At 42.4% G+C, this 22,307-nt stretch carries 16 protein-coding genes and 1 tRNA gene; 3 read left to right on the top strand and 14 right to left on the bottom strand.

The window, feature by feature from the left end; translation table 11 throughout:
- Positions 1-79: 79 nt before the first annotated feature.
- The gene (gene cobS, locus ACM5QX_RS02680) at positions 80-838 is read left to right on the top strand and encodes an adenosylcobinamide-GDP ribazoletransferase (protein WP_414752273.1); all 759 of its coding nucleotides are present in this window, start codon (positions 80-82) and stop codon (positions 836-838) included.
- Between the two features lie 214 nt (positions 839-1,052).
- On the opposite strand, the gene ACM5QX_RS02675 is transcribed toward cobS, so the two are convergent.
- On the bottom strand, positions 1,053-1,970 hold the full coding sequence (locus tag ACM5QX_RS02675; RefSeq protein ID WP_414752272.1) for a rhodanese-related sulfurtransferase: 918 nt from the start codon (positions 1,968-1,970) through the stop codon (positions 1,053-1,055).
- Between the two features lie 59 nt (positions 1,971-2,029).
- Between ACM5QX_RS02675 and ACM5QX_RS02670 the strand changes: the two genes are divergently transcribed.
- Positions 2,030-2,102, top strand: a tRNA-Ala gene (locus tag ACM5QX_RS02670).
- Positions 2,103-2,199: 97 nt separating this feature from the next.
- On the opposite strand, the gene ACM5QX_RS02665 is transcribed toward ACM5QX_RS02670, so the two are convergent.
- On the bottom strand, positions 2,200-2,832 hold the full coding sequence (locus ACM5QX_RS02665) for a class I SAM-dependent methyltransferase (protein WP_414752271.1): 633 nt from the start codon (positions 2,830-2,832) through the stop codon (positions 2,200-2,202).
- A gap of 519 nt (positions 2,833-3,351) precedes the next feature.
- On the opposite strand from ACM5QX_RS02665, the gene ACM5QX_RS02660 reads away from it, so the two are divergent.
- On the top strand, positions 3,352-4,764 hold the full coding sequence (locus ACM5QX_RS02660) for a 1-acyl-sn-glycerol-3-phosphate acyltransferase (RefSeq protein ID WP_414752270.1): 1,413 nt from the start codon (positions 3,352-3,354) through the stop codon (positions 4,762-4,764).
- A gap of 116 nt (positions 4,765-4,880) precedes the next feature.
- Here the strand turns inward: ACM5QX_RS02660 and fhuB are convergent, their stop codons facing one another.
- The 12 genes from fhuB to ACM5QX_RS02600 all read right to left on the bottom strand — a co-directional run bounded on the left by fhuB (position 4,881) and on the right by ACM5QX_RS02600 (position 21,942).
- Positions 4,881-6,815: a Fe(3+)-hydroxamate ABC transporter permease FhuB gene (gene fhuB, locus ACM5QX_RS02655; protein ID WP_414752269.1), complete on the bottom strand. Its 1,935-nt coding sequence runs from the start codon at positions 6,813-6,815 to the stop codon at positions 4,881-4,883.
- A gap of 155 nt (positions 6,816-6,970) precedes the next feature.
- On the bottom strand, positions 6,971-7,945 hold the full coding sequence (locus ACM5QX_RS02650) for an ABC transporter substrate-binding protein (RefSeq protein WP_414752268.1): 975 nt from the start codon (positions 7,943-7,945) through the stop codon (positions 6,971-6,973).
- Positions 7,942-8,748: an ABC transporter ATP-binding protein gene (locus ACM5QX_RS02645; RefSeq protein WP_414752267.1), complete on the bottom strand. Its 807-nt coding sequence runs from the start codon at positions 8,746-8,748 to the stop codon at positions 7,942-7,944. Before ACM5QX_RS02645 ends, ACM5QX_RS02650 begins: the two co-directional genes overlap by 4 nt.
- 237 nt (positions 8,749-8,985) lie before the next feature.
- Positions 8,986-9,957: a sucrase ferredoxin gene (locus tag ACM5QX_RS02640; protein WP_414752432.1), complete on the bottom strand. Its 972-nt coding sequence runs from the start codon at positions 9,955-9,957 to the stop codon at positions 8,986-8,988.
- A 114-nt stretch (positions 9,958-10,071) separates the two neighbouring features.
- Entirely contained in the window at positions 10,072-11,085 is a 1,014-nt protein-coding gene (locus ACM5QX_RS02635) for an alpha/beta hydrolase (RefSeq protein WP_414752266.1), read from the bottom strand.
- A 145-nt stretch (positions 11,086-11,230) separates the two neighbouring features.
- On the bottom strand, positions 11,231-13,672 hold the full coding sequence (locus ACM5QX_RS02630; protein WP_414752265.1) for a GNAT family N-acetyltransferase: 2,442 nt from the start codon (positions 13,670-13,672) through the stop codon (positions 11,231-11,233).
- A gap of 159 nt (positions 13,673-13,831) precedes the next feature.
- A complete protein-coding gene (locus ACM5QX_RS02625; RefSeq protein WP_414752264.1) occupies positions 13,832-15,025 on the bottom strand; it encodes an MFS transporter in 1,194 nt (397 codons plus the stop codon).
- Positions 15,022-16,305, bottom strand: coding sequence for a lysine N(6)-hydroxylase/L-ornithine N(5)-oxygenase family protein (locus ACM5QX_RS02620; protein WP_414752263.1), 1,284 nt, complete (start codon positions 16,303-16,305; stop codon positions 15,022-15,024). Before ACM5QX_RS02620 ends, ACM5QX_RS02625 begins: the two co-directional genes overlap by 4 nt.
- A complete protein-coding gene (locus ACM5QX_RS02615; protein ID WP_414752262.1) occupies positions 16,302-16,880 on the bottom strand; it encodes a GNAT family N-acetyltransferase in 579 nt (192 codons plus the stop codon). The genes ACM5QX_RS02620 and ACM5QX_RS02615 overlap by 4 nt, the downstream gene beginning before the upstream one ends.
- A 71-nt stretch (positions 16,881-16,951) precedes the next feature.
- Positions 16,952-18,772 carry an IucA/IucC family protein gene (locus tag ACM5QX_RS02610; protein ID WP_414752261.1) on the bottom strand — a complete coding sequence of 607 codons (1,821 nt, stop codon included), beginning with the start codon at positions 18,770-18,772 and terminating at the stop codon, positions 16,952-16,954.
- 120 nt (positions 18,773-18,892) lie between these two features.
- A complete protein-coding gene (locus ACM5QX_RS02605; protein WP_414752260.1) occupies positions 18,893-20,461 on the bottom strand; it encodes a pyridoxal phosphate-dependent decarboxylase family protein in 1,569 nt (522 codons plus the stop codon).
- Positions 20,461-21,942: an aspartate aminotransferase family protein gene (locus ACM5QX_RS02600; RefSeq protein ID WP_414752259.1), complete on the bottom strand. Its 1,482-nt coding sequence runs from the start codon at positions 21,940-21,942 to the stop codon at positions 20,461-20,463. The genes ACM5QX_RS02605 and ACM5QX_RS02600 overlap by 1 nt, the downstream gene beginning before the upstream one ends.
- Positions 21,943-22,307: the final 365 nt, after the last annotated feature.

Genomic DNA, 22,307 nt, shown 5'->3' with positions numbered 1-22,307 from the left:
CCTCCACCCAACCTACACCAGTCTAAGTTGTTGTCTTAACTGAACTGTATTGGGTTATGGGTGATGAAGCGAGATTGAAATGGTGAAGCTGTTGTTATTGGATTTATTGGCAAGTATTATTTTTTATACAAGTATTCCTCTACCTTACATCAAAGGTTTAGATTTTCAGGGGGTGGCGCGGCTTGTCCCTATGGTGGGGTTAATCATTGGGGGGATTTTGGGTTTATTTGATGGAGGTATGAATTATTTGGGAATGCCCGTATTAACTCGCAGTGCCTTGGTAGTGGTACTGTGGATTTTTATCACTGGGGGGTTACATTTAGATGGGGCGATGGATACAGCTGATGGTTTGGCTGTGGGTGACCCAGAACGGCGTTTGCAAGTGATGGCGGATAGTGCTACAGGTGCATTTGGAGCTATGAGTGCGATCGCTATATTATTACTAAAAACCTCTGCCCTCACAGAGATTGGGGAATACCGTTGGCTAGTATTAATGGCTGCTTGTGGCTGGGGACGTTGGGGACAACAAGTAGCGATCGCCTGTTATCCTTATTTAAAAGCCACTGGTAAAGGGGCATTCCATAAACAAGCTATTCGCTCATACAAAGACTTATTACCCGGATTATGCTTGATGGTTGCAGTCAGTGGCTTATTTTGGCTAGTAAATAACCATCATCTATTGATATCAGTAGTCGTGTTGATCGTAGGGAGTGCGATCGCTACTTTAACAGCTGCATGGTTTAATCACAAATTAGGCGGACACACCGGCGACACCTACGGCGCAGTCGTCGAGTGGACAGAGGCTTTATTCCTCTGCGTACTGACCATGCTCACATAATTTACCATGTAGGCGATCGTTCTATCTGTGTTTATCTGCGTGCATCTGCGTTTAATTTCATCCCAGTTTATCCCATCATTTTAGCCTTGCCACGCCACTACTTAATATTTACTAGACGCAACAAGACTTTTCACCCAGTACCCAGTCCCTAGTCCCCAGTCCCCAGCTATATGATTGAGCGATCGCCAGAATTTGGATAAAGTGATTGATGGGACTATAATTTTGAATTACCCAAAGAGTGGGAATTTTTTAACTGATATTGTCGCCACTTTTCCTGCTGACGCGTTCTTTTATCTTCCGTGAGACTATCAAAACAGTGGGAGCAAGAAATACCTTCTTCATACTGAGGAGATGCCTTATCTTCTTCAGCCAAGGGATGTCCACAACAGAAACATAACTCGTGAGTTCCCGGCTCTAACCCGTGAACTACGGCGATACGTTCATCAAAAACAAAACATTCCCCTTGCCATAAACTCTCCTCTGGTGGGATTTGCTCTAGGTATTTGAGTATACCACCCTTGAGATGATAAACCTCTGCAAAACCTTGAGAAAGCATGAAAGATGAAGCTTTTTCGCAGCGAATACCCCCAGTACAAAACATCGCAACTTTTTTGTGCTGATTTGGGTCGAGGTTTTGGCGGACATATTCCGGGAAGTCTCGAAATGAGTTTGTTTGGGGATTTTGCGCCCCCTGGAAAGTACCGATATGTACTTCGTAATCATTGCGTGTATCAATAACAATCACTTCCGGGTCAGAAATCAACTCATTCCATTCTTCAGGGGTCACATAAGTACCCACCTGTTCATTAGGGTCTACTTCTGGTAAACCCAAAGTGACAATTTCTTTTTTCAGCCGCACTTTCATCCGTTCAAATGGCGGAGTGTCTGCGGTAGATTCTTTGTGTTCTAGGTCTTGTAGGCGCGAGTCAGAACGTAGATAAGATAAAACATTATCAATGCTTAGACGCGAACCCGCAATTGTGCCATTGATTCCTTCTTTAGCTAAGAGAATCGTACCCTTGATATCTTGGGCTAAACAATAAGCCAATAAGGGTTCTTGTTTCTCGGCAAAATCCGGCAAACTGACGAATTTATAAAATGCAGCAACGATTTGCGTATTTTCTTGGTTCATCCCTTTGTAAAAAACAGAGTTTTCGACTATGATATTGGAGGTTATAAATTCAATTTTACGGGGGTTTAGCTCAGTTGGTAGAGCGCCTGCTTTGCAAGCAGGATGTCAGCGGTTCGAGTCCGCTAACCTCCATTTACATAATTTATGGGTATAGGGGTGTAGGGGAAAGAGTAAAACCAAATTCTTCCCTCACACCCCTACACCCTCACACCCTTACACCCTCACATAACTAACGTCGAAAGACCACCGAAAGATTATTGGCAGGCATTTGGTAGGTTTTATGCAGTTGGAGATTTTGTTGTTTAGCTGCTGCAATCACATCTTCCAGGTTGCGTACTCCCCACTCTGGATTTTGGGAACGTAAGGATTCGTCGAAGGCGGCGTTGCTTGGGGCGGTATGTTCTCCCCCTTGTTTGTAAGGCCCGTAAAGATAAAGAATCCCGCCTGGTGGCAAAATCCGCCCCGCACCAGCCAATAGTCCCAAACAAGCTGACCAAGGGGAAATGTGAATCATATTGATATTAACTATGGCAGCAATGGGGTCATCCTGTAGAATTGCGTCCCTTTCTACTGACCAAATTGGCTGACTAGCATCAAGTTCTACAGGTGGGTAAAGATTATCGCTGGGAAATTGTGCCATCCAGGCGGTGATACTAGCTCGTAATTCAGGATTGGGGTCAGAGGGTAGCCATTTACGTGGTTGAAGACGGGGGGCAAAGAAAATGGCGTGTTCACCTGTACCACTGGCAATTTCTAGAATAGTGCCACTGGCAGGCAACACTTGTAAAAGCACTTCTAAGATGGGTTCGCGGTTGCGTTGTGTTGCTGGTGCATATTTGCGGGGGTCTTGTGGTGTGTTCATCTGGCTGTGTAGAGTAATTCATTATTAAACTAACAGCGATTGGGCTACCCTCAACCATAGGCGAATGTCGCCAATAAACGGGTTTAGGGGTATGGGGGTGTAGGGGTAGGTGTTGTATTTTGATGAGATTTACCCATTTTTTATTCATACAGTCTTGGTGTCATCATCGGTGAACCAAATCACATGAGTAATTACCAATTCTGGCGTTGCATATTTGCGGGATGAATTTAGACTTCTCGACAAAGCTGAAAGCCGATTCTTTGCGCCTTTGCGCCTACCCTTCGGGAACGCCAAGGGCGAATGCGTGAGATAAAAATCATCCCATCAATCAGCAACGCCCCAATTCTCTATGAAGCCAAATAGTAGAGACGTTGCATGCAACGTCTCTACAGTACAGAATAAAGTGCATCTTCACCAAGAAACGGTATAAGTACCAATTACTAATTACCAATTACCTGCTTTTAAAAGTGGCAAAATCAATTAGGCATTCAATTTAGATAACATAGTCGGGAGTATCACTTGCCGAAATTAATTAACTCTACCCAACCACCTCTAAAATTTATCCCCCACAGTTTTAACCTCCTCATTCTCAGGTTAATGCAGTGGTTACTACCCCTAGTGTTGCGCTTTCGCACACGCCCCTGGCTCCCGGCTGGTATCGTCAAAATTGAAGCAGAAAATTCTGAGACATTAGCAGAACTTTATCAACAATTCCAAAGTGGGAAAATTCGCTTTTTAATGGCATTTCGCCACCCAGAGGTAGAAGACCCCTTGTGTATGTTGTACTTAATTTCTCGCATTGTTCCACGGGTGGCGCGTCAAAAAGGTATTAAGTTGCAATACCCAGTTCACAGTCATTTTGTTTATGACAGAGGAATGACAATATGGGCCGGGAATTGGTTGGGTTGGTTATTTTCTCAGTTGGGAGGTGTGCCAATTCGGCGTGGAAGACGGTTAGATAGGCAAGCTATTCAAACAGCAAGGGATTTATTCGCTAACGCTCCATTCCCCATTGCTGTTGCGCCTGAAGGTGGTAATAATGGTCACAGTGGCATAGTCAGCCCTCTGGAACCTGGTGTTTCCCAATTGGGGTTTTGGTGTGTGGAAGACTTGCACAAAGCTAACCGGACTGAAACTGTGGTCATTGTGCCGGTATCTATCCAATATCGTTATGTTACGCCGCCTTGGTCTAAATTGGACTGGTTGTTGAGTAAGTTAGAAGCAGATAGCGGTTTACCAGTGCAATCAGTTGGGGAGTCTGCAATCAATCAACCAGAAATTTATGCCCAACGCATCTGCGGCCTGGGTGAATATTTAATTACAGAGATGGAAGAGTTTTATCGCCGCTTCTATCATCAAGATATCCCCAACACTATAGCCACAGAAGAATCTACCACGCCCAATCAGGTGTTAATTGCCAGACTACATCGTTTATTAGATAAAGCGTTACAAGTTTCTGAGCAGTATTTTGGTATTCCAGCTCAAGGTAATTTTATCGACCGTTGTCGCCGTTTAGAAGAAGCCAGTTGGAATCGTATATATAGAGAAGATTTACCAGATATCGATAATTTGCCGTCCTTCCAACGCGGACTCGCCGACTGGGTAGCCCAAGAAGCCGACTTACGAATACAGCATATGCGTCTGGTAGAAAGTTTTGTGGCTGTGAATGCTACCTATATACAAGAAAAATATAGTGCAGACAGATTTGCTGAGACGGCTTTACTAATGTTTGATATGCTTTCTCGCATACAAGAATCGACTCTACCAGGACGACCAAGGTTAGGTTTACGGGAGGCAGTAATTAAGTTAGGTGAGCCGATTTCTGTCACGGAACGCTGGGAAAAGGTGCATGATAACCGCCAAGCGGCTAAAAGGGCTGTGAGTAATTTAACTCAAGATTTACAGGTGGCTTTGGAAAATTTGATTGATTAGGGATTGGGGATTGGGTGGAGAAGAAGACGCGATGAATCGCGTCTCTACAAGGTGGTTTATTTTGAATTTTGTTGGCGCAGCCTTCCCGCAGGGTATTTTGAATTTTGAATTGTTAATCAATGCTTTTGGTTTCCTCCTAGTAACCAGAGGAAATAAGGTGTACCAATTAGGGCGGTGACTAATCCAGAGGGAATTTCTTTGGGAGCTAAAACAACGCGACCAACGGTATCGGCTAAAGTGACTAAAATAGCACCGAAAATTGCCGCTATGGGTACTAGTTGGCGGTGTCGAGAACCTACTAATAAACGTGCAGCGTGGGGAGCAATTAACCCTACAAAGCTAATAGTTCCCACCGTAGAGACAGCAGCAGCAGCTAAAGCAACTGCGATCGCTAATATTACACCACGAGCTTGCTGTAAACGCATCCCCAAAATCTGTGGTAAATCTTCTCCTAAGGCCATCACATCTAATTTACGGGCAAATAACCAGCCCAAAGGCAATAAAATTAAGGGAAAAGCTAGTAATTGCCATACTTCATCCCACTGGCGAGCGTAAGTACTCCCAGCTAACCACACCAAGGCCTGAGATACTTGTAATTTTGACTTCACCACTAATAGGTTAATTCCCGCCGCACAAAACGCAGATACCGCTATTCCTATCAACGCTAGTCTCCCTGGTGCTACACCGTTTTGCCAAGCTGCTAGATAAACTACACCAAAGGCGACAACTGCACCAATAAACGCAGCGATTGGTATGAATTTTACAGGTGTGTTGGGTAGTAATACTAATACAAGTAATGCCCCGAAACCTGCGCCTGAAGTAATCCCCATAATCTCCGGCCCAGCCAAGGGATTGCGGACTACTCCCTGTAACAATAAACCACTGATGGCTAAGGCTGCTCCTGCTAGTAATGCTACTAGTAAGCGGGGTAGGCGTAAGTATAAGACTATTCTTTCGGTGAGTGCGTCACTATTACCAATAATGACTTGAGTTAGTTGATGAATATTTAAATGAATATTGCCGAGGGATAACCCTACAAGCAATACCAGTAATAAGCAAGAACAACCAGCTAAAAGTAAAACAGGATACTGGAGGCGGGATTTTATCTGTATTGGTAAAGCATTATTCCCCCCTGTCTTTGTCAATAGACGGGGCGATGAACGCACCAACCAGACTAAAAACGGTGCGCCTAATAAAGCTGTGATACCTCCCGCAGGTAATTCACTGGATATCTGTTGTGCTATTAAGTCAGCCCCTAATAATATGACTGCGCCCCAAATTGCTGCTGATGGTAATAAAATTTGATGTTGGCGACATCCCATCAATTTGCCTATATGGGGTGCAACTAAACCTACAAAGCCAATTGGCCCGACTACACTCACAGCAACGGAGGCTAAAAATATACCTAGTAGGGTGCTAGATAAGCGTGTCCACTGGACTTTTGAACCCAGGGAACGGGCGACATCTTCACCCATGAGGAGGACATCTAGGGGTTTGGCGATGAGGAAAACTGCGATCGCTCCTAATAATACTCTAGGTGCGGCGTAAATACTTCCTTGCCAGTTGGTTTGTAATAAAGAACCTGCACCCCAAAAAAATAAATCACGGGTTTGGTTTTCGTAGATTAGTTGTAACGCAGAGGTGAAGGCGGCTAAGGCGAGGGAAACAGCCATTCCGGAGAGAGTGAGACGGATGGGGGTAATTTCCTTTCCGGCGATGGCGTAGACGAGTAAGGCTGCTAATAAACCACCCGTGAATGCTACCAATAAAGGCGACCAAGCAAATATCTCTGGTGCAAAGATGGTTGTGGCGGTGATGGCTAAATATGCACCTGCGTTGATTCCTAATGTGGCGGGTGAGGCTAGGGGGTTACGGGTAACTGTCTGGAATATTGCGCCGGCGATTCCTAAAGATGCACCTGATAGGATACCGATAACAGTGCGGGGTAGTTTGATGTAAAGGAGGATGTCATCTGGGGTGGTGATGGGGTTGCTGTGGAGGAAGAGGAGGGGAAGAAGGAGGAGGATTGGGGTGAGGAGGGGTTTGAGCATGGGGATTTAGGTCAAAAGAGGCAGGGGAGCAGGGGGCAGGGGGCAAGGGGGAAAACTGAGACGAAAGCTCAGACTGCGCCCCAACAAGAGAGTCCTAGAAGGGCAGGGCTTGTCTGCGACACGCTTTTCACGTTCATACCCATGTTCCGCTTTGCTCAACGGCTCTGGGACTTTCTCTTGCTCCCCCTGCTCCCTGCCCCCTGCCCCTCTGCTTCTTCAGTGAGGGTTTTAATGATTTTATCTACTAGGATTTGGGCTGATAGGGGGCCGCCGAATAGCCAGGTGTCTGGGGCGATCGCATACAATCTTTTTTGCTGGACGAATTGTAGTTTTTGCCAGACGGGGTTAGTTTCTAGTTGTTGTTTGTAGGGGCTATTGGGGGCGGAAATATAGATGAAGTTGGCTGTTTCGACTTTTGGGAGTGCTTCTACCCAAACTGTATTAAAGCCAAAACGGTCGAATTCTCCTTTCCAGGCGTTTTTTAAACCGATGGCTGTGAGGATTTGTGCAGCCATTGAGTTATCGGTGAACAGGCGGATTTGAGGGGCGTTGTCGCTAAACTGTCCGAGGACGAAATCAGGTTTTTGAGTATTTTTGATGCGGGTGGCTGCTGTGTGAAATTGGGTTTGCATTTGCTGAAGAACTTTTTCCCCTACATCTTGACGGTTGACGCTTTCGGCAATTTTGCGGAATGTTTGCTGCATCTCGTCTAGTTGATTTGAGTTTTCCGCCGAGGGATAGGGGTTAAATATGAGGGTGGGGGCGATCGCAGATAAGGTATCGTAAATATTCTGGTGTCTTAAATCTACACCTAAAATTAAATCTGGTTTTAATTGGGCGATCGCTTCTAAACTTGGTTCTTGGCGTGTCCCTACATCAACTACACTCTCATCTAGGGATGGTTGTACGTTCACATATTTTTTATAACCTGGGATATCTGCAACTCCTACAGGCTGGATTCCCAAGGCTAAAAGGTTTTCTGCATACACCCATTCTAGGGCGACTACTCTAGTTGCAGTTTTACTAGCAGCTTTACTTGCAGCTTGGGGACGAGGAGAACGATTACAAGCGACAGTCAAAGCGGAAGCCGTCGCCGCAGTTAAAAAGGCGCGTCTAGTAAATTTGCTCATCTTGCTAACTCTCCTTCTGGAATACCTAGATGGCAAGGTAAACAAGTGGGATAGCCATTGATGGGATGCGGAATCACAGTCATTTCTACACCGAAAACTTGCTGAATGTTGCTGGCTGTCATCACTTCTTGGGGAGTACCTGCGGTGACTATATTTCCTTGTTTGAGCATAATTAGGCGATCGCTATACGCTGCGGCTTGATTCAAATCATGTAACACCCAGCCAACAGTAATTCCATGTTCTTGGTTGAGTCGTCGCACTAAAGCTAAAACTTCTATTTGATGGCGGATATCTAGATATGTTGTGGGTTCATCAAGTAATAACACCTGGGTTTGCTGTGCTAACGCCATTGCTATCCAAGCCCTTTGACGTTCCCCTCCCGAAAGGGTATCTACTATCCTATCTGCTAAAGATTCCAAACCAGTCACAGCTAACGCCCATTCCATTGCGGCGATATCTTTTTGGGAAAAGCCCCCCAATAAATTCTGATGGGGATAGCGTCCATAACCAATCAATTCCTTGACTGTAATTGCTGATGGAATTTCCGAGAATTGAGGTAGCATTGCTAACTTTCGTGCCAATTGTTTAGTCGGGATTTTGGCAATATTACAACCGTCAATATAAACTGCACCCCGGATTGGTGTTAATAATCTCGCTAGGGTACGCAACACTGTACTTTTACCCGAACCGTTTGGCCCCAGTAAAGCCGTGATTTCGCCTTCCGGGAGGGTGATGGAGAGGTCAGAAACGATAATTCGGTGGTCATAAGCAATTTTCAGATTACGAGTATCAATAACTACCAATTTCTGTCTCCCAAAAGTTAATGAGATATTTTAGCAATTATTTTGGTTAGTTTATATGATTACTGCCAAGAACACAACCCTGCTTACAAATAGCTGTAGAGAATAAAAATCAATAGATTATCTCACTTATCGTAAATTCAAGGGTTTAAGACCCCTACGTTTATACGTAGTATCAGTTGAGTTGGAGTAAAATATCCCCGACTCCAACTGTCTTTAATGCGCGAATTTTGAATTGATTCATTTCTTTAAAGGTAAATATCTTAAATTAAAAACCTGATATTGGGGAATAGGAAATAAGTTTTTATCCTTGCTGTGGTGTTGAGTTATAACTTGATGAGTTTGTTTGATTATTCCTTGGTATTTACCTTTAATTTCTTGATTAGGACTAACAAAATCAACTTCTACCATAGCCCTAGTTTTATCTTCTGTTAACTCTAAAACCTGACCAAATTTTAAGTATTCATACCAATTCCATTCTTCTTGTAACCAAATTTCTCCTTCTAAAATTTGAGCAAAAGTAGGTAATCCAAAAAAACCACGATAAAAGGGACGAAGTTGACTAATATCACCTTTTTGATAGATGATATTAGGTAAAATTTCAGGGTTAAGATGACCCCAGCTACGTCCATAGGGCATATCAATTAAAGTAGGAGCAAATTGATGTCCTCCAAAGTGACTACATCTCCAGATGCGAAGTTGAGAATAGGCATAATTTTGACGTAGTTCTTGATAAATAGGATAGCCAAAACGAGCGCAAGCTACATCTACATTACCATGAGTACAAACCATGATTTCTCGAATATGGGAAGTATCTTGGAGGTATTTATCAAAATTTGTCAAGAACTGAGGTTGTTTATAAAGAGCAAATATCAGTTCTCCAATCAGTTCCCAGGGGATAATATATTCTCGCTTATCATATTTAGCAAATAGTTGAGCAGGTCGGGAATAATGAAAGATTCTTATATTATCTGATGTGGAATATTCGTGATCTGGCGCGATCGCTAATTGCCAAAATTTAATTTTCTGTTGTTGATGGATTTCCTGTATTAAATCTATTACTGCTTGTGATATGGGTTGAGTATCTGCCAACATATTCACATTCCACGGCTGTTTTATTTCAAAGATCAGCCAGGAATCAAAAGGGTAAAGAGTACCTAAAGTATCTTCTCCATTTTGCTTAGAGACCTCAGAGCAAAAACGGCATTTCATTAAGTCTAGATCATAATTTTTCATCAGGTTGCTAATCTTTTTGTTTGATAGGATTATAAAATCAGCTTTTAACTCATATATAATTATTATATTGTGCAATAGTTGTATTTACATCTATGTTTGTTGATAAAAATACAGCATTTCTCGGAAATTAATGGCCATCTCATATAAAGCTTTTCTTGTATCTTCAATCACGCGAATCATCCGAATAAAACTATGAATAAAAGATTCATAGTGAAGGACTTTGACTTTGACTTGAAACGATTGTAAATATTGAGCATATAATAGTCCATCATCTCGTAATGGATCATGTTCTGCGGTAACAATTAAACATGGTGGTAAATTTCTAGCATCTTGAACTTTCAATGGTGACGCATAGTATTCTTCCCCCTGAAGATCATTTTCCAAGTAATGATTCCAAAACCATTTCATTGTTTCCAAAGAAAGACCTTTGGTATAACCTGCTTGATAAGATTGGGTATTAAAACCATATTGAGTAACCGGAGTAATCAAAAGTTGTGCTACTAATGAAATATTTCCTTCATCTCTTAATTTAATAGCTGCTACTGCTGCTAAATTAGCTCCAGCACTTTCTCCCCCTACAGCGATTTTTTGTGCATCTCCTCCTAAACTTTGAGAATTTTTATGTACCCATTTAATAGCCTCTAGTGCATCAATAACAGGGATAGGGCATTTATATTCAGGAGCTTGACGATATTGAACAGATACGACAATGCAATTTATATGTTTACATAAGAAAGAACAAGGAGCATCTGCACTATCTAAATCACCAAATACCCAACCGCCTCCTTGAAAATAAACTAGAATTGGATACGGTGTTGACTTTTCTTTGATACTGTTTATATTGTCTACTTCATCTTCAGGTTTATAAACCCTAATAGCTATAGGTATATCTCCTACTCTTTCAATCCATCTATTTTCTATTGTTACGCCTTCTTCAGTAGTCAGATGATATAACTTAATAGCTTCCTGGTAAAAAAATCTGGATGCTTCAGGTGTTAATTCAGATATGGGAGGATGTCCTAACTCATCCATCCTTTTTTTGATTGTCTTGACAATTTCTAGAATTTCAGGATGAATAGTGGTTTTTGGCTCTTTTACTTGCATGACTTGAATCCACTGTTAATTTTTTTGTCAATACTCCACTTTGGATTTTAGGGAACAGAAAGAGATAAAAGTAAATGTACCTCTCTTGATTGATAAAAAATATTATCAAATTCCCTAAATCCCTTATTTACAGATGGAATATTAACTATTTAACGTTGCAAAATCCTGTGCTAACCTGCTTTAAATTAGATAGATTCTGAAAGAATTTTTCCCTCTCTAATATCATCAAAGTTGCTTTCTTATGAGGAAGTTTTACTTCGTCATAAATATAAAAACCACATTGCTCTTGAGTAGGAATGACAATTCTATTGCGTGAGTCTGGTTCAATAATTAATCTTTCAGTTTTATAAAGATGAAACACTAAAGCTGATGAACCTCTAAAAATTGGGAATATATATTCTTTGTCAAAGTGTTCCCTTTTTCCAATAGCTATGTGACCTCCCATATCAGACTCTTGATAAGGATAGTAATGGCGGATATTATCTTTGATTACTTGATAGATAATTCCATATGAAACAGGTTCACCATCTAAACTACCAATAAAAAGTTTCTTGTGATCTGCCGTGAGGGATTTTTGCAAATATTCCTGAAATTCTGCAAAGGAAATATTTAATTTCCAAAAAGGTATCAAATGCTTTTGCTGCATCCAATCATAAATCATTTCTACATCTTGTTCATAGGATACAGGACGGAAAGAAACTTCTTTGCCATACTCAGGATCAATATATGTAAATATGCAGGAAGATTGACTATGGTTGACTTGTTTTTCCTGGGAATTGACAGAGAGATATTTAGCTTTTTGGTCAACTAAATACAAAGCATTATTCACCTTACCGAAGGCGGCAGCATGGGGGCGATCGCCATCATCGGCGTAACCATAAGTAATCAAGCGATTGCGATTCAAGCACAGCTTGGTAAATTGGGGTGCTAGCAAGTTGAATAACTCAAATCTGTCTTGCATTTCAGGGAACCGGCTTTGATAATTCAAGATTGTCTGTCTGACTTTTGTCCAGAAGGTGTGTTCTGGATAGTTGTGGTAGTCAGCTAATAAATCCGAGAGGTAACGATGGTGACAGATAAACAAGCCAGCAAAGATAAATTGACATAATCCTTCTGGTGGTTCAGTCAATAAGACGGCTTTGAGTTGTGGTGTTAAAGTCTCTAATTCCGGTAAGGGATGACGACTGATATTTACATCATCAACAAAATCTTTCATTGCTAACCGATGGGGGACAAAATCCTTCAGTACCAAAATTGTGTTTTCACCGTGGGGGGAGAAAACTACACCGTAGCGGTAGAGGTAATGTAGTAATGGCGGTAAAATCGTGTTAAATAAGCGAGATAACCATTCATCTAAACTGAGTCCAGAGCGTTCTACCAGTTGAGAAATAAAGGGTTTACCACTACCATCAATGTGTAATAAGGAAGCTAAAGTAATTGGACGTTCATCGGCTTCGGTATAAACTAAAACACTCTCTCGCCATAGACAGCCCAACATTTCCTTATATTGATAAGGCGCGCCTGCGAGTTGGCTATAGTATGGATGATCATAATTGACGCTGGCAATTTCCCCAGGAAGTATTAAGCGACACTCATTTTTTAGGAAAGGATCATTGTCACAAATCGATTTTACATATTCTGTAACCAGTGGGGCAACCTGTGTGCGATCGCCTGGTAAACCACGGTAAACGAGAGTATTTAAAATGCTCAGGGGTAATTTAACATACCGTTTCTGCGGGTGACTGATATTGGCAAAGGTGCGAATTGATTGTTGGGGTAAATATTTATCTTGGCTGTAACCAAGGGGAATAATTGCACCTGTGGCTATTTCTTCCACAAACAAAAGGGTAATGATATTTTTCCATTGCCAATCATGGACGGGCAGAAAATAATAATCGGCGGGGTTGAGATGACGTTGTTCTAAAATGGCGGTAAATTCCGCGAGACTTTCTGCGCCTAATTCTTCTTGGATGAGGGTGACATAATCTAGTCCTGGGATGGCGTTAAATTGGGCGTGTTCACTGCTAACAGCAATCCAAAAGAGGGAAACTGGCTGTTTACTTTCTGGTGCGTGGGCTAGGTAATCATCGTAGCCAAAACCGATGCGTCCTTTGTTGAAGGTTATCCAGGGGTGTCCTTCCATTTCCCCTTCCAAGGAGGGGTAATCTAAGCTGAGTAAGTCTATATTTTGGGTTTCTTTCTTGGTTTGGATATGTGCGTCAGCTAGTAGGGTGTTGCTGAGTTCTTTGATTAAATGGGCTGTGGTTTCAGCCGTCATTCCTACAAATGTATGAATGTCGAGGACGAATTGCAGGGGGTTGAATGCTGGGGAAAATTCTCCGGCTTCTCGTCGTTGGATAGATGCGGGGATGACGCGATAGCTATCGAATAAGCGTTTTTTGGCTTGGAATTTGTAGGCGATACCTTCGGGGAGGGTGAGGTTATAGAGGGTGGATTCTGGGGTTTGTTCTATTGTCTCCGGTTTGATGATTTCTTCATACATGAATTCGGAGAGCATTTTGGCTAGGAGTTTTTGGCTAATTGTTTGCCAGCGTTGGGGTTGGAGGGTTTGGGTTAGGTTTTGCATTGTTTTAGGTAATGAGAGGAAAGCTCACGCAGAGGTGCAGAGAGAAAGAGTTGAAAAGCTTTCTGCTTTCTGACAAGATTTAGGATTTACGCGGTGATGGGAAAAATCAAGGTTTTGGGCAAGAATGTGGGTTGTGAAAACCCTTACACCCCTACACCCTCATACCCTTACACCCGTTCTTAACAAATAACCTTTGTGCGTAAGTCTTGAAAATAGTAGGTTTAGGCAGCAAATTATGGTGGCGGCGATGAATGGGGAGGCTAGGCTGTGGGTGTTGACTAGCCAGGAGGCTAAAAGGGGTGCGCCTAAGTGTCCGATGTTGGCGAAGGAGATGGCGAGGCTGTAGTTGAAGTGGAGGTGTTTGGCTGTGCTTTGGTTGAATATTTGCAGTTCTAAGGCGGCTTGGGTGACTGCTAGGAAGAAGCCGTAAACTATCCTCGCTAGGATGAGTAAGGGTAGGTTGGATGATAGTCCTTGTATGCCTAAGCTGACGATGAGTAGGCTTAAACTTCCTAAGTAGATGGTTTGGAGGCGTTCGGGACGACAGGCTTGACGGATGTAGGGTAAGGCAGCGATCGCCATTACACTGGGTATTAGAAATAACAAGCTGCTGGTGAGGATGTCAACGTTTAATGGTTCGGCGGTAACATACTCTGTGAAGTAAGGACGGACTAAGTTATTTGCTAGTTGGAAGGTGAGAATTACTACCCCGATAGCGATGATGTAACCCATTTGGTTCGGTGCTACTGGCTGATTTTCTCCCCTGCTCTCCTGCCCCCCTGCTTGTTGGGTAGATACACCCCGCAATATATAAGCACAGATGGCAAGTTGTAAAATATCGGCTGCGGCAATCCCGTAAAAAATAATTAATGGTGTATCGATATTGACCATAAATGCGCCGATGATGGTGGCAATGATGATTGCACTATGAAACACGGCTTGGTATGTACCGGCGATCGCAGCTCGTTTTTCTTCGCCACTTAGTTGGATAATGAGGGGATAGACTAGCAAATAACTGCTTTTGCACAGTAACAGCAGGATGGTGTAAATCAAAAATTGCTCTACACTGGTGCTTGTACCCATTAAGGCTGTCATGAAGGCTGCACCCAATTGTCCAGCAAAAAGTAGGTGTTTGACTTCAAAGCGGCGCGATAACACACCCCACACAGGCGCAGATAACACCACGGTTAACCGACACACAAAGATGTAGTAACCGGTGTAGGCTAAATCTGTCACGCCGAAGACTTTACGGAAAAACTGGGGATAAAAGGGTGACAGTAACACCTCGTTGAAAATACTCAAGAACACACATAAAAATAATGCGCCTGAGATGAGGGGTAGCCGATGCTTCATGCGACTACACCAAATTGCTGAAAGACGTTACGCTTTTGTACTGGGTAAACGTCGCGTCCTGTTAAGGAGTTGATAATCACAGAGTTGCGGTAACAACCTAACCCCAAATCTGGCGCGCCAATACCGTGGGTATGTAACTCGGCGTTTTGGACAAAAATCTGATTGGGGATGTCTTGGGTGAGGGAGAGATGATAGTCAAAATTCACCTGGTAACGCCCATGTTCATCCCATTGCAGCAAATCGCGGATATCTGCCATAAAGTTAGGGATAGCGTGATGATAGCCGGTTGCTAAGATAATGCGATCGCTATGGTGAATAAATGGTTGATTCTGATGAGAATGGCGATAGGTAAGACGATAACCGTTAGCCGTGGGTTCTACTTCTTTAACTTCTACCCCAGACAATAACCTAACATCAGGATAATTATCGGCGACGGAACGCTCGTAAAGCAAATCATAGATTTTGGCTATGGTATGAAAGCTAATTCCCTTATATAGCAACCCTTGTTTAGTTAATAGTTCGTCTCGCTGTTCTGGGCGTAAATTGTAGAAATAATGGATGTAATCGGGTGAGAAATGTTCTAATCCCAATTTGGAATATTCCATTGGGAAAAAACCAGAGGAACGGGTATGCCATTCTAGGTGATAATTATAGTTTTCTTGCTCTTGTAATAGTTCATAAAACACCTCGGCTGCACTTTGTCCAGAACCGATGACTGTAATTGATTTTGCTTGGCGACAACCGACTTTTTGATGGAGAAATTGGGACGAGTGAAAAATATTTTCTGAGACTACATCGCGGAAACAAGGCGGTATGTAAGGGACAGTACCCACACCTAAAACCAAATTGCGACAACGGTAGATAAAGTTAGTACCAGAAACTATAAATTCCTGCGCTTTTTCATCCCAATCAATACTTTTTACTTGTTCACCAAAGTAACAATTAGGTAATTGTTTGGCTACCCATCGACAGTAATCATTATATTCTCGTCTGGGAATATGAAATTCTTCCCAAAAGTAAAAATTATAAAGACGAGATTTAGCTTTTAGGTAACTAAGAAAGCTGAATTTGCTACTAGGTTCAGCCATTGTCACCAAGTCTGCCAAAAACGGTACTTGAATTGTCGTCCCTTCCAGTAATAACCCTGGATGCCATTGAAATTCAGGCTTTTGTTCCAGAAATAAAGACTTAATTTCTGTCACGGGTTCTAGCAGTGCAGCCAAACCTAAATTAAAAGGGCCAAGACCAATACCAATCAAGTCATAAACACAATTTATCATGCTTTCCACCTTTCAAAAAATACCTGGCGATCGCAAAACATCAAAGCCCCAACTTTATCCGGCAATTCAATCTCCTTCTGAAACTCAAAACCACACTTTTCAAAAACATGAATCATCTTCTGATTGCGGATATCTGGTTCAGCAATAATCTTTTGCGTCGCCTGATTTGCAAACTGAAAAAATGTCATAGCCCGTAACAGTGGCAAAGCGTAACCTTGACCTAAAAATTTTGCTTCCCCAATTAACAAATGAATACCTTGATCTGTCGCCTCTGCTGAATAATGTCGAGCCACAATATCATCAATTGTCCAGTATGACTCCCAATAACTCATCGGTTCATCATCTAAACAACCAATATAAAGAGTTTGATGTTTATCCGCTAAAGCCTTTTGTAAATGCTCCCGCATCCGTTCCAAATCAAACGCTAAATTCCAAAAAGGAATCACATGAGGTTGATTCATCCACTCATGAATCAGATTTAAATCCTCCTCCAAAACCACCGGACGAAAAGCAATAGTTTTATTGATAGTAGAATCAAACCGTACATAACTGTAATTAATCGTACTAACCGACATAAACTCCAGCCTTAAATTCCTCTCATAAACTCTCTGCGTTACTTTGCGTAAACCCCTGCGCCCCTCTGCGTTTACATCAAAGGATTATCAACAGCAACATAGACAGACTGTGTAGAAACTGGCCCCACAAGTTCGTCCAGATTATGAAACCGTGTGAGAAGATTAGCCTTACAAAGTAACTGTGACTGAGAAAGTAAATTACTCACTAAAGAATGTTCAGAATATTTGCTTAAGATGTTTCGCAACTCCCCTAACAGTAATTCCTCATCTACAAGTCCAGCCACACCAAAAGCATTAATTAAACCGAACAGATTATTAAAAAACAAGTAGTAAGTCAATCGTTCATCAATAACCTCATCATCACATATCGTCTGACTTTTTTGACTGATCCCCGGCAGAATATTATCTAATAATTGATGATAAGAACGACGGTAATAATAACCTTGATTATCCCGATAAAAGAACTTCTCAGGATAGCCATCTTTTAACTGTACAACACTATTTTGCTGATGGGCTTCTAATCCTATACCGTAAGTGAAATATAACCAGAGAATTGGCTCTAAGTAAATTTGTAAATAACGGTTGAACCAATCCAAACTCACCGCCTCAGTCGAACGGTTTTCTTGTTGTGCTAGTTCCTCAATAATCCGTGCTAATCGTGAACCGTTACCCAAAATAGAGTCTTGACACAAAGCTACTACACAAGTTGCATCCGTCTGGGGATTATTTAAAAACGGATTTTCTCGCAGAATTGTTGAGAAACCATCAACAGCAACACCATCAATTTTTAAAGTGATATAAGCAGGATCAGCAATGATTTGGAAATCAGGGAACCGTTGATATAGTTGTTGCCCAATTGCACTTGCCAAAATTTGGTGTACTTCTAAACTCCGTTCTAATTCTTTATATAAATTAGTGCGGACAGAGTTAGTAATTTTGATGTTCAGCGACAATTTTAACATAAATGCCGCCTCTGGATGATAGACAGTACGAATTGAAGATGTAGGTTGATATGCTCGACCAACTAAACCTAAATCTTGCAATATTTCTTGCTTAATCAATTGTTGAATTTGTGGCTGTTGCAGTAAATAATTAGCTTGCCAAGGGTGTATCGGTAACAAAGCATATTCATCTTCCCTACAATAAGTATTTTTGAATTGATGATCAACATTTTCGTCAGCCAATAATTCTGATTTAATCAGTGTTGTTGCTGTCTGTGATAGCTGCGAACCTTCCATTACCATCGACTGATGAACGCGAAAGTAATGCAGAGGAAAACTACCGTTTAATTCTGGCGAATAAATTGACAATTCATGGTCAGCAAAACTTTGCCGACTTTTAGGGGTGGGGTGTAAATGATGTCCAAAAACTAAAGCTTGTTCAGATGCGATGAAATCGCTGTTAAAAGTATAAAGTTTTTCTACATCTTGTCGCCGTTGCCGAACAAAATTCTCTATATGGTTGCAGCTTTGAATCACACGCAAAATCAGTTCATCTTGATGGCTATTGCTACCACCGGTCAAGGCTAATTCTTTAGTAATGAGCGTTGCTAGAGTCAGGTAATCAAGTTCAAGTAAATTACCTTTATCTACTTGATAATAAAGGGGAAAATTAAATAAATGCCTGCCTGTCTGTGAATAATATCTTATACCAATTAATAGCCTGATATTTTGATGTGTTAACTGACAACAAAACAACGATTTTGTATTTGTATTTTGGAAAACTTCTAAAATATCAGCGTCTTTTGTCGCGGTGGTGATGATTTCACCCGTGTTGGTTTCGCGTAGATAGCAATTCAAAAAGCTGTGAATTGTTGCTTGTTCGGCAATTTCTTTGTCAGTGCGATGTTGCGCCAGCACTGAGATTGGTTTGGCGATTGTGTATGGTGTCATGTCTAGTGTATGGTTTGAGTGAAAGTTATTTAATGTTGGGGAGTGAGGAGAGTTGTTCGCTCTCCCTCTCTCCTATTTTTTTGCTCACGCAGAGACGCGGAGAGAATGAGATTTTTGAGGTTAGAGGCTTAACCCTTCTTGACTCTCCTGTGGGTGAAATAAATACTTCTCACCTATCGTTGTGATAGAGTTGAGAACTTCTTGAATATCCGCGATCGCCGTCTGAGGGTTCAGCAAGGTAAACTTTAGGTAGGTAAGTTGACCAATTTTGGTCTGTGCGATGACTGCAATACTTTGTTGCAATAGGCTCATGCGAATATGGCTATTGATTTGATTTGCCCAGGCTGTACTATCTAGGTGTGCTGGTGTGTAACTCGGAAGATAGCGGAAGACGACGGCGTTAATGGTAGGATTGTTTGCCAACTCTAATGCAGGTTCAGCGTCAATTAAACTGGCGGTTTTCTTGGCTAGTTCAATTGTTGTATCAATCATGTCTGCAAATTGTCTCCTCCCCAGGGTGCGGAGAGACACAAATAATTTGAGCGCGTCGAATCGCTTGGTAGTTTGTATGGACTTAGTTACTAAATCGGGAATGCTGGCTATTTCGTTGGTTTCAGGGTTGAGATAATCAGCGTGTAGCTTAATTAAATCAAAGTTTTGACGCTGTTTAACTAGAAAAGCACCGCAGCTAATTGGCTGGTAAAACAGTTTATGGAAATCGACTGTAATCGAGTCAGCCAAAGCAATACCATCTAGTTTATCTCGATGGCGATCGCTCATCACCAATGCACCACCAAAAGCCGCATCCACATGAAACCACAGTCCATATTTCTCAGCACAAGCAGCTAATTCTGCTAATTTATCAATACTACCAAAATCCGTAGTTCCCGCAGTCGCAACTAAAGCAATAGGTAACAAATCCTGTTGCTGCAATTGTTCTAACTTCTGTTCCACATCCGCAGCACAAAGCTGATAATCACTATCAGTCTCCACCGCTACCACAGCTTGCTGTCCCAAACCGAGTAAAGAAGCAGCTTGGCTGATGGTGAAATGAGCCACTTGAGAACAGAGAATCCGAAAACGTTGAGCTTCTGGTGGTAATCCTTGCTGCTGCACACACCAATTTAACTGATGATGTGCGTAAGCATCCCGCGCCAGCAGCAACCCCATAAAATTGGATTGCGTACCACCACTGGTAAATATACCATCAGCATCAGGATCATAACCAAAACTTGCACACAACCAATTTACTACTAGCTGTTCCAAAACAGTAGCAGCCGGACTTTGATCCCAAGAATCCAGAGATTGATTAGTCCCACTAATCAACACCTCAGCCGCCACAGCAGGTAATAACGGCGGACAATGTAAATGAGCCATACAAGTAGGATGAGTCACCACCACCGAATGCTTGATGATATTCTCCCCCACCTCAGCCAAAACCTGACGCAAACCCACTCCATCATCAGGACACACAGCCATATCTGCAATAGTCCTAGTTAAATCCTGGGGACTCCTCCCACTATAGGGTTTCTCTTGAGTTGCAAAACAATCAATCAACACCTCTCCAGCAGAAGCGATCGCCTCCTGCAAACCCTCTCCCCCAACAAACAACTCCTCAAACTCCCTTCCCCGCGTCTTTGCGCCACCCTGCGGGAACGGCAAAGCCGAACTGCGTGAAATAATTACCATCAGGACACCTGCGAAAAAATCGATAAAACCTGCTTCTCCGCCGCCTGAACCGCCGAAGCAAAAATCTCACAAATACTATCAATCTGCGCCGGAGTCACAATCAAAGGCGGTAAAAAGCGCACCACACTACCAAATCTACCCCCCAACTCCACAATCAAACCCCGCCGCAAACACTCAGCCTGGATACGACTAGCTAACTGCGGATGTGCAGGATATTTCCCACGCCGATCAGCCGATGCTTGGGGATTAATAATCTCCACACCAACCATCAAACCCCGTCCCCGCACTTCCCCAATACAATAGGTTTCCCCTTGAATTTGGTGTAGATGTTTTAACAAGCGATCGCCCATCGCCGCCGCGTGTTCAGTCAAGGAATTTTCCAGAATATACTGTAGTGTTGCTGTTCCCGCCGCCATCGCCATTTGATTCCCCCGGAATGTCCCCGCGTGCGCGCCTGGACTCCATTGATCGAGTTCCTTGTTGTATAAGACCACCGATAAAGGTAAACTCCCACCAATAGCTTTAGAAAGTAACAATACATCTGGCATAATTCCCGAATGCTCAAAAGCGTAGAGTTTACCAGTCCTTCCTAAGCCTGTTTGAATCTCATCAACAATGAGAGGAATGTGGCGATCGCGCGTAATCCGGCGCATCTCCCGCAACCAATCATCAGGTGCAGGAATCACCCCACCTTCCCCTTGCACAACTTCCAAAATCATCGCCGCCGGTGTGACAATCCCACTTTCAGGATCATCCAAAATCGATTCTATATAGCGGCTACTGGTGCGCTGTCCAGCTTCCCCACCCAAACCGAAGGGACAACGATAATGATAGGGATAAGGCAAAAAGTGGACATCTGGCATCAACCCCGTTACTGCTTGTTTAGGATTGAGATTCCCTGTTAAACTCAGCGCACCATGAGTCATCCCATGATAACCACCATGAAATGACAACACACTACGGTTGCCAGTAGCAGTTTTTACCAGTTTAATCGCCGCCTCTACTGCATCTGCTCCCGAAGGCCCACAAAACTGAATCTTGACATTCTGAGCAAATTCAGGAGGTAAACTAGCAAACAGTTCTTCGACAAACTGATCTTTAACTGGAGTGGTTAAATCTAGCGTATGCAAAGGTAAACCCCCATCTAGCACCTTTCGCATTGCTTCTATCGCTACTGGGTGATTGTGTCCTAATGCTAAAGTACCTGCACCAGCCAAACAATCAATATATACATTGCCATCGGCATCTTTGATATAAATACCCTGAGCCTCACTAATGGCGATCGGAATTCGCCGGGGATAGCTTCTAGCGTTGGACTCTCGTGCTTGCTGGCGCTCTAAATATTGGCTGGATGCCTCACCAGGTAAAGAATGCACGCGATTACTAGGAAAATCAGACCCTACACTACTCTGCGATGGACATATCTGCGGTACCACGAAAGAGTGGCCTTCAGAGTGTACGCCATTGTGATTGAGTTGCATTGTGAAAATCCTCTAGGCGTTGAGCCTTAATGGTAAGTGGGAACAGAATATTTGATAATTATTTTCATTTATTTTCCACCTGCCAAACATCCTACATGAACTTTAATGAAAAAGTCTACTAATAAACAGCTAAAAATCTCAGAAATTTTTGATTCATTAACTTTTCTTATCTAAAGCTGCTTACTTCATCATGGTAATGAAATGTTTGAGGGTGTAGGGGTGTGAGGGTGTGAGGGTGTATGGGCGTAAGGGTGTGAGGGTTTCAAATATTTATACTCCTAAACCCCTCTTTCGTTTTCATAGGTAAATCATAATAATTACTAACAGTATGCAAAGAACAAGAAAATCTCTACATTCCTTGTATA

The sequence above is a fragment of the Anabaena sp. CCY 9910 genome (genome assembly GCF_963920875.1).
Classification (GTDB): Bacteria; Cyanobacteriota; Cyanobacteriia; order Cyanobacteriales; family Nostocaceae; genus Trichormus; species Trichormus variabilis.
This window is presented reverse-complemented; position numbering and strand designations above follow the sequence as displayed.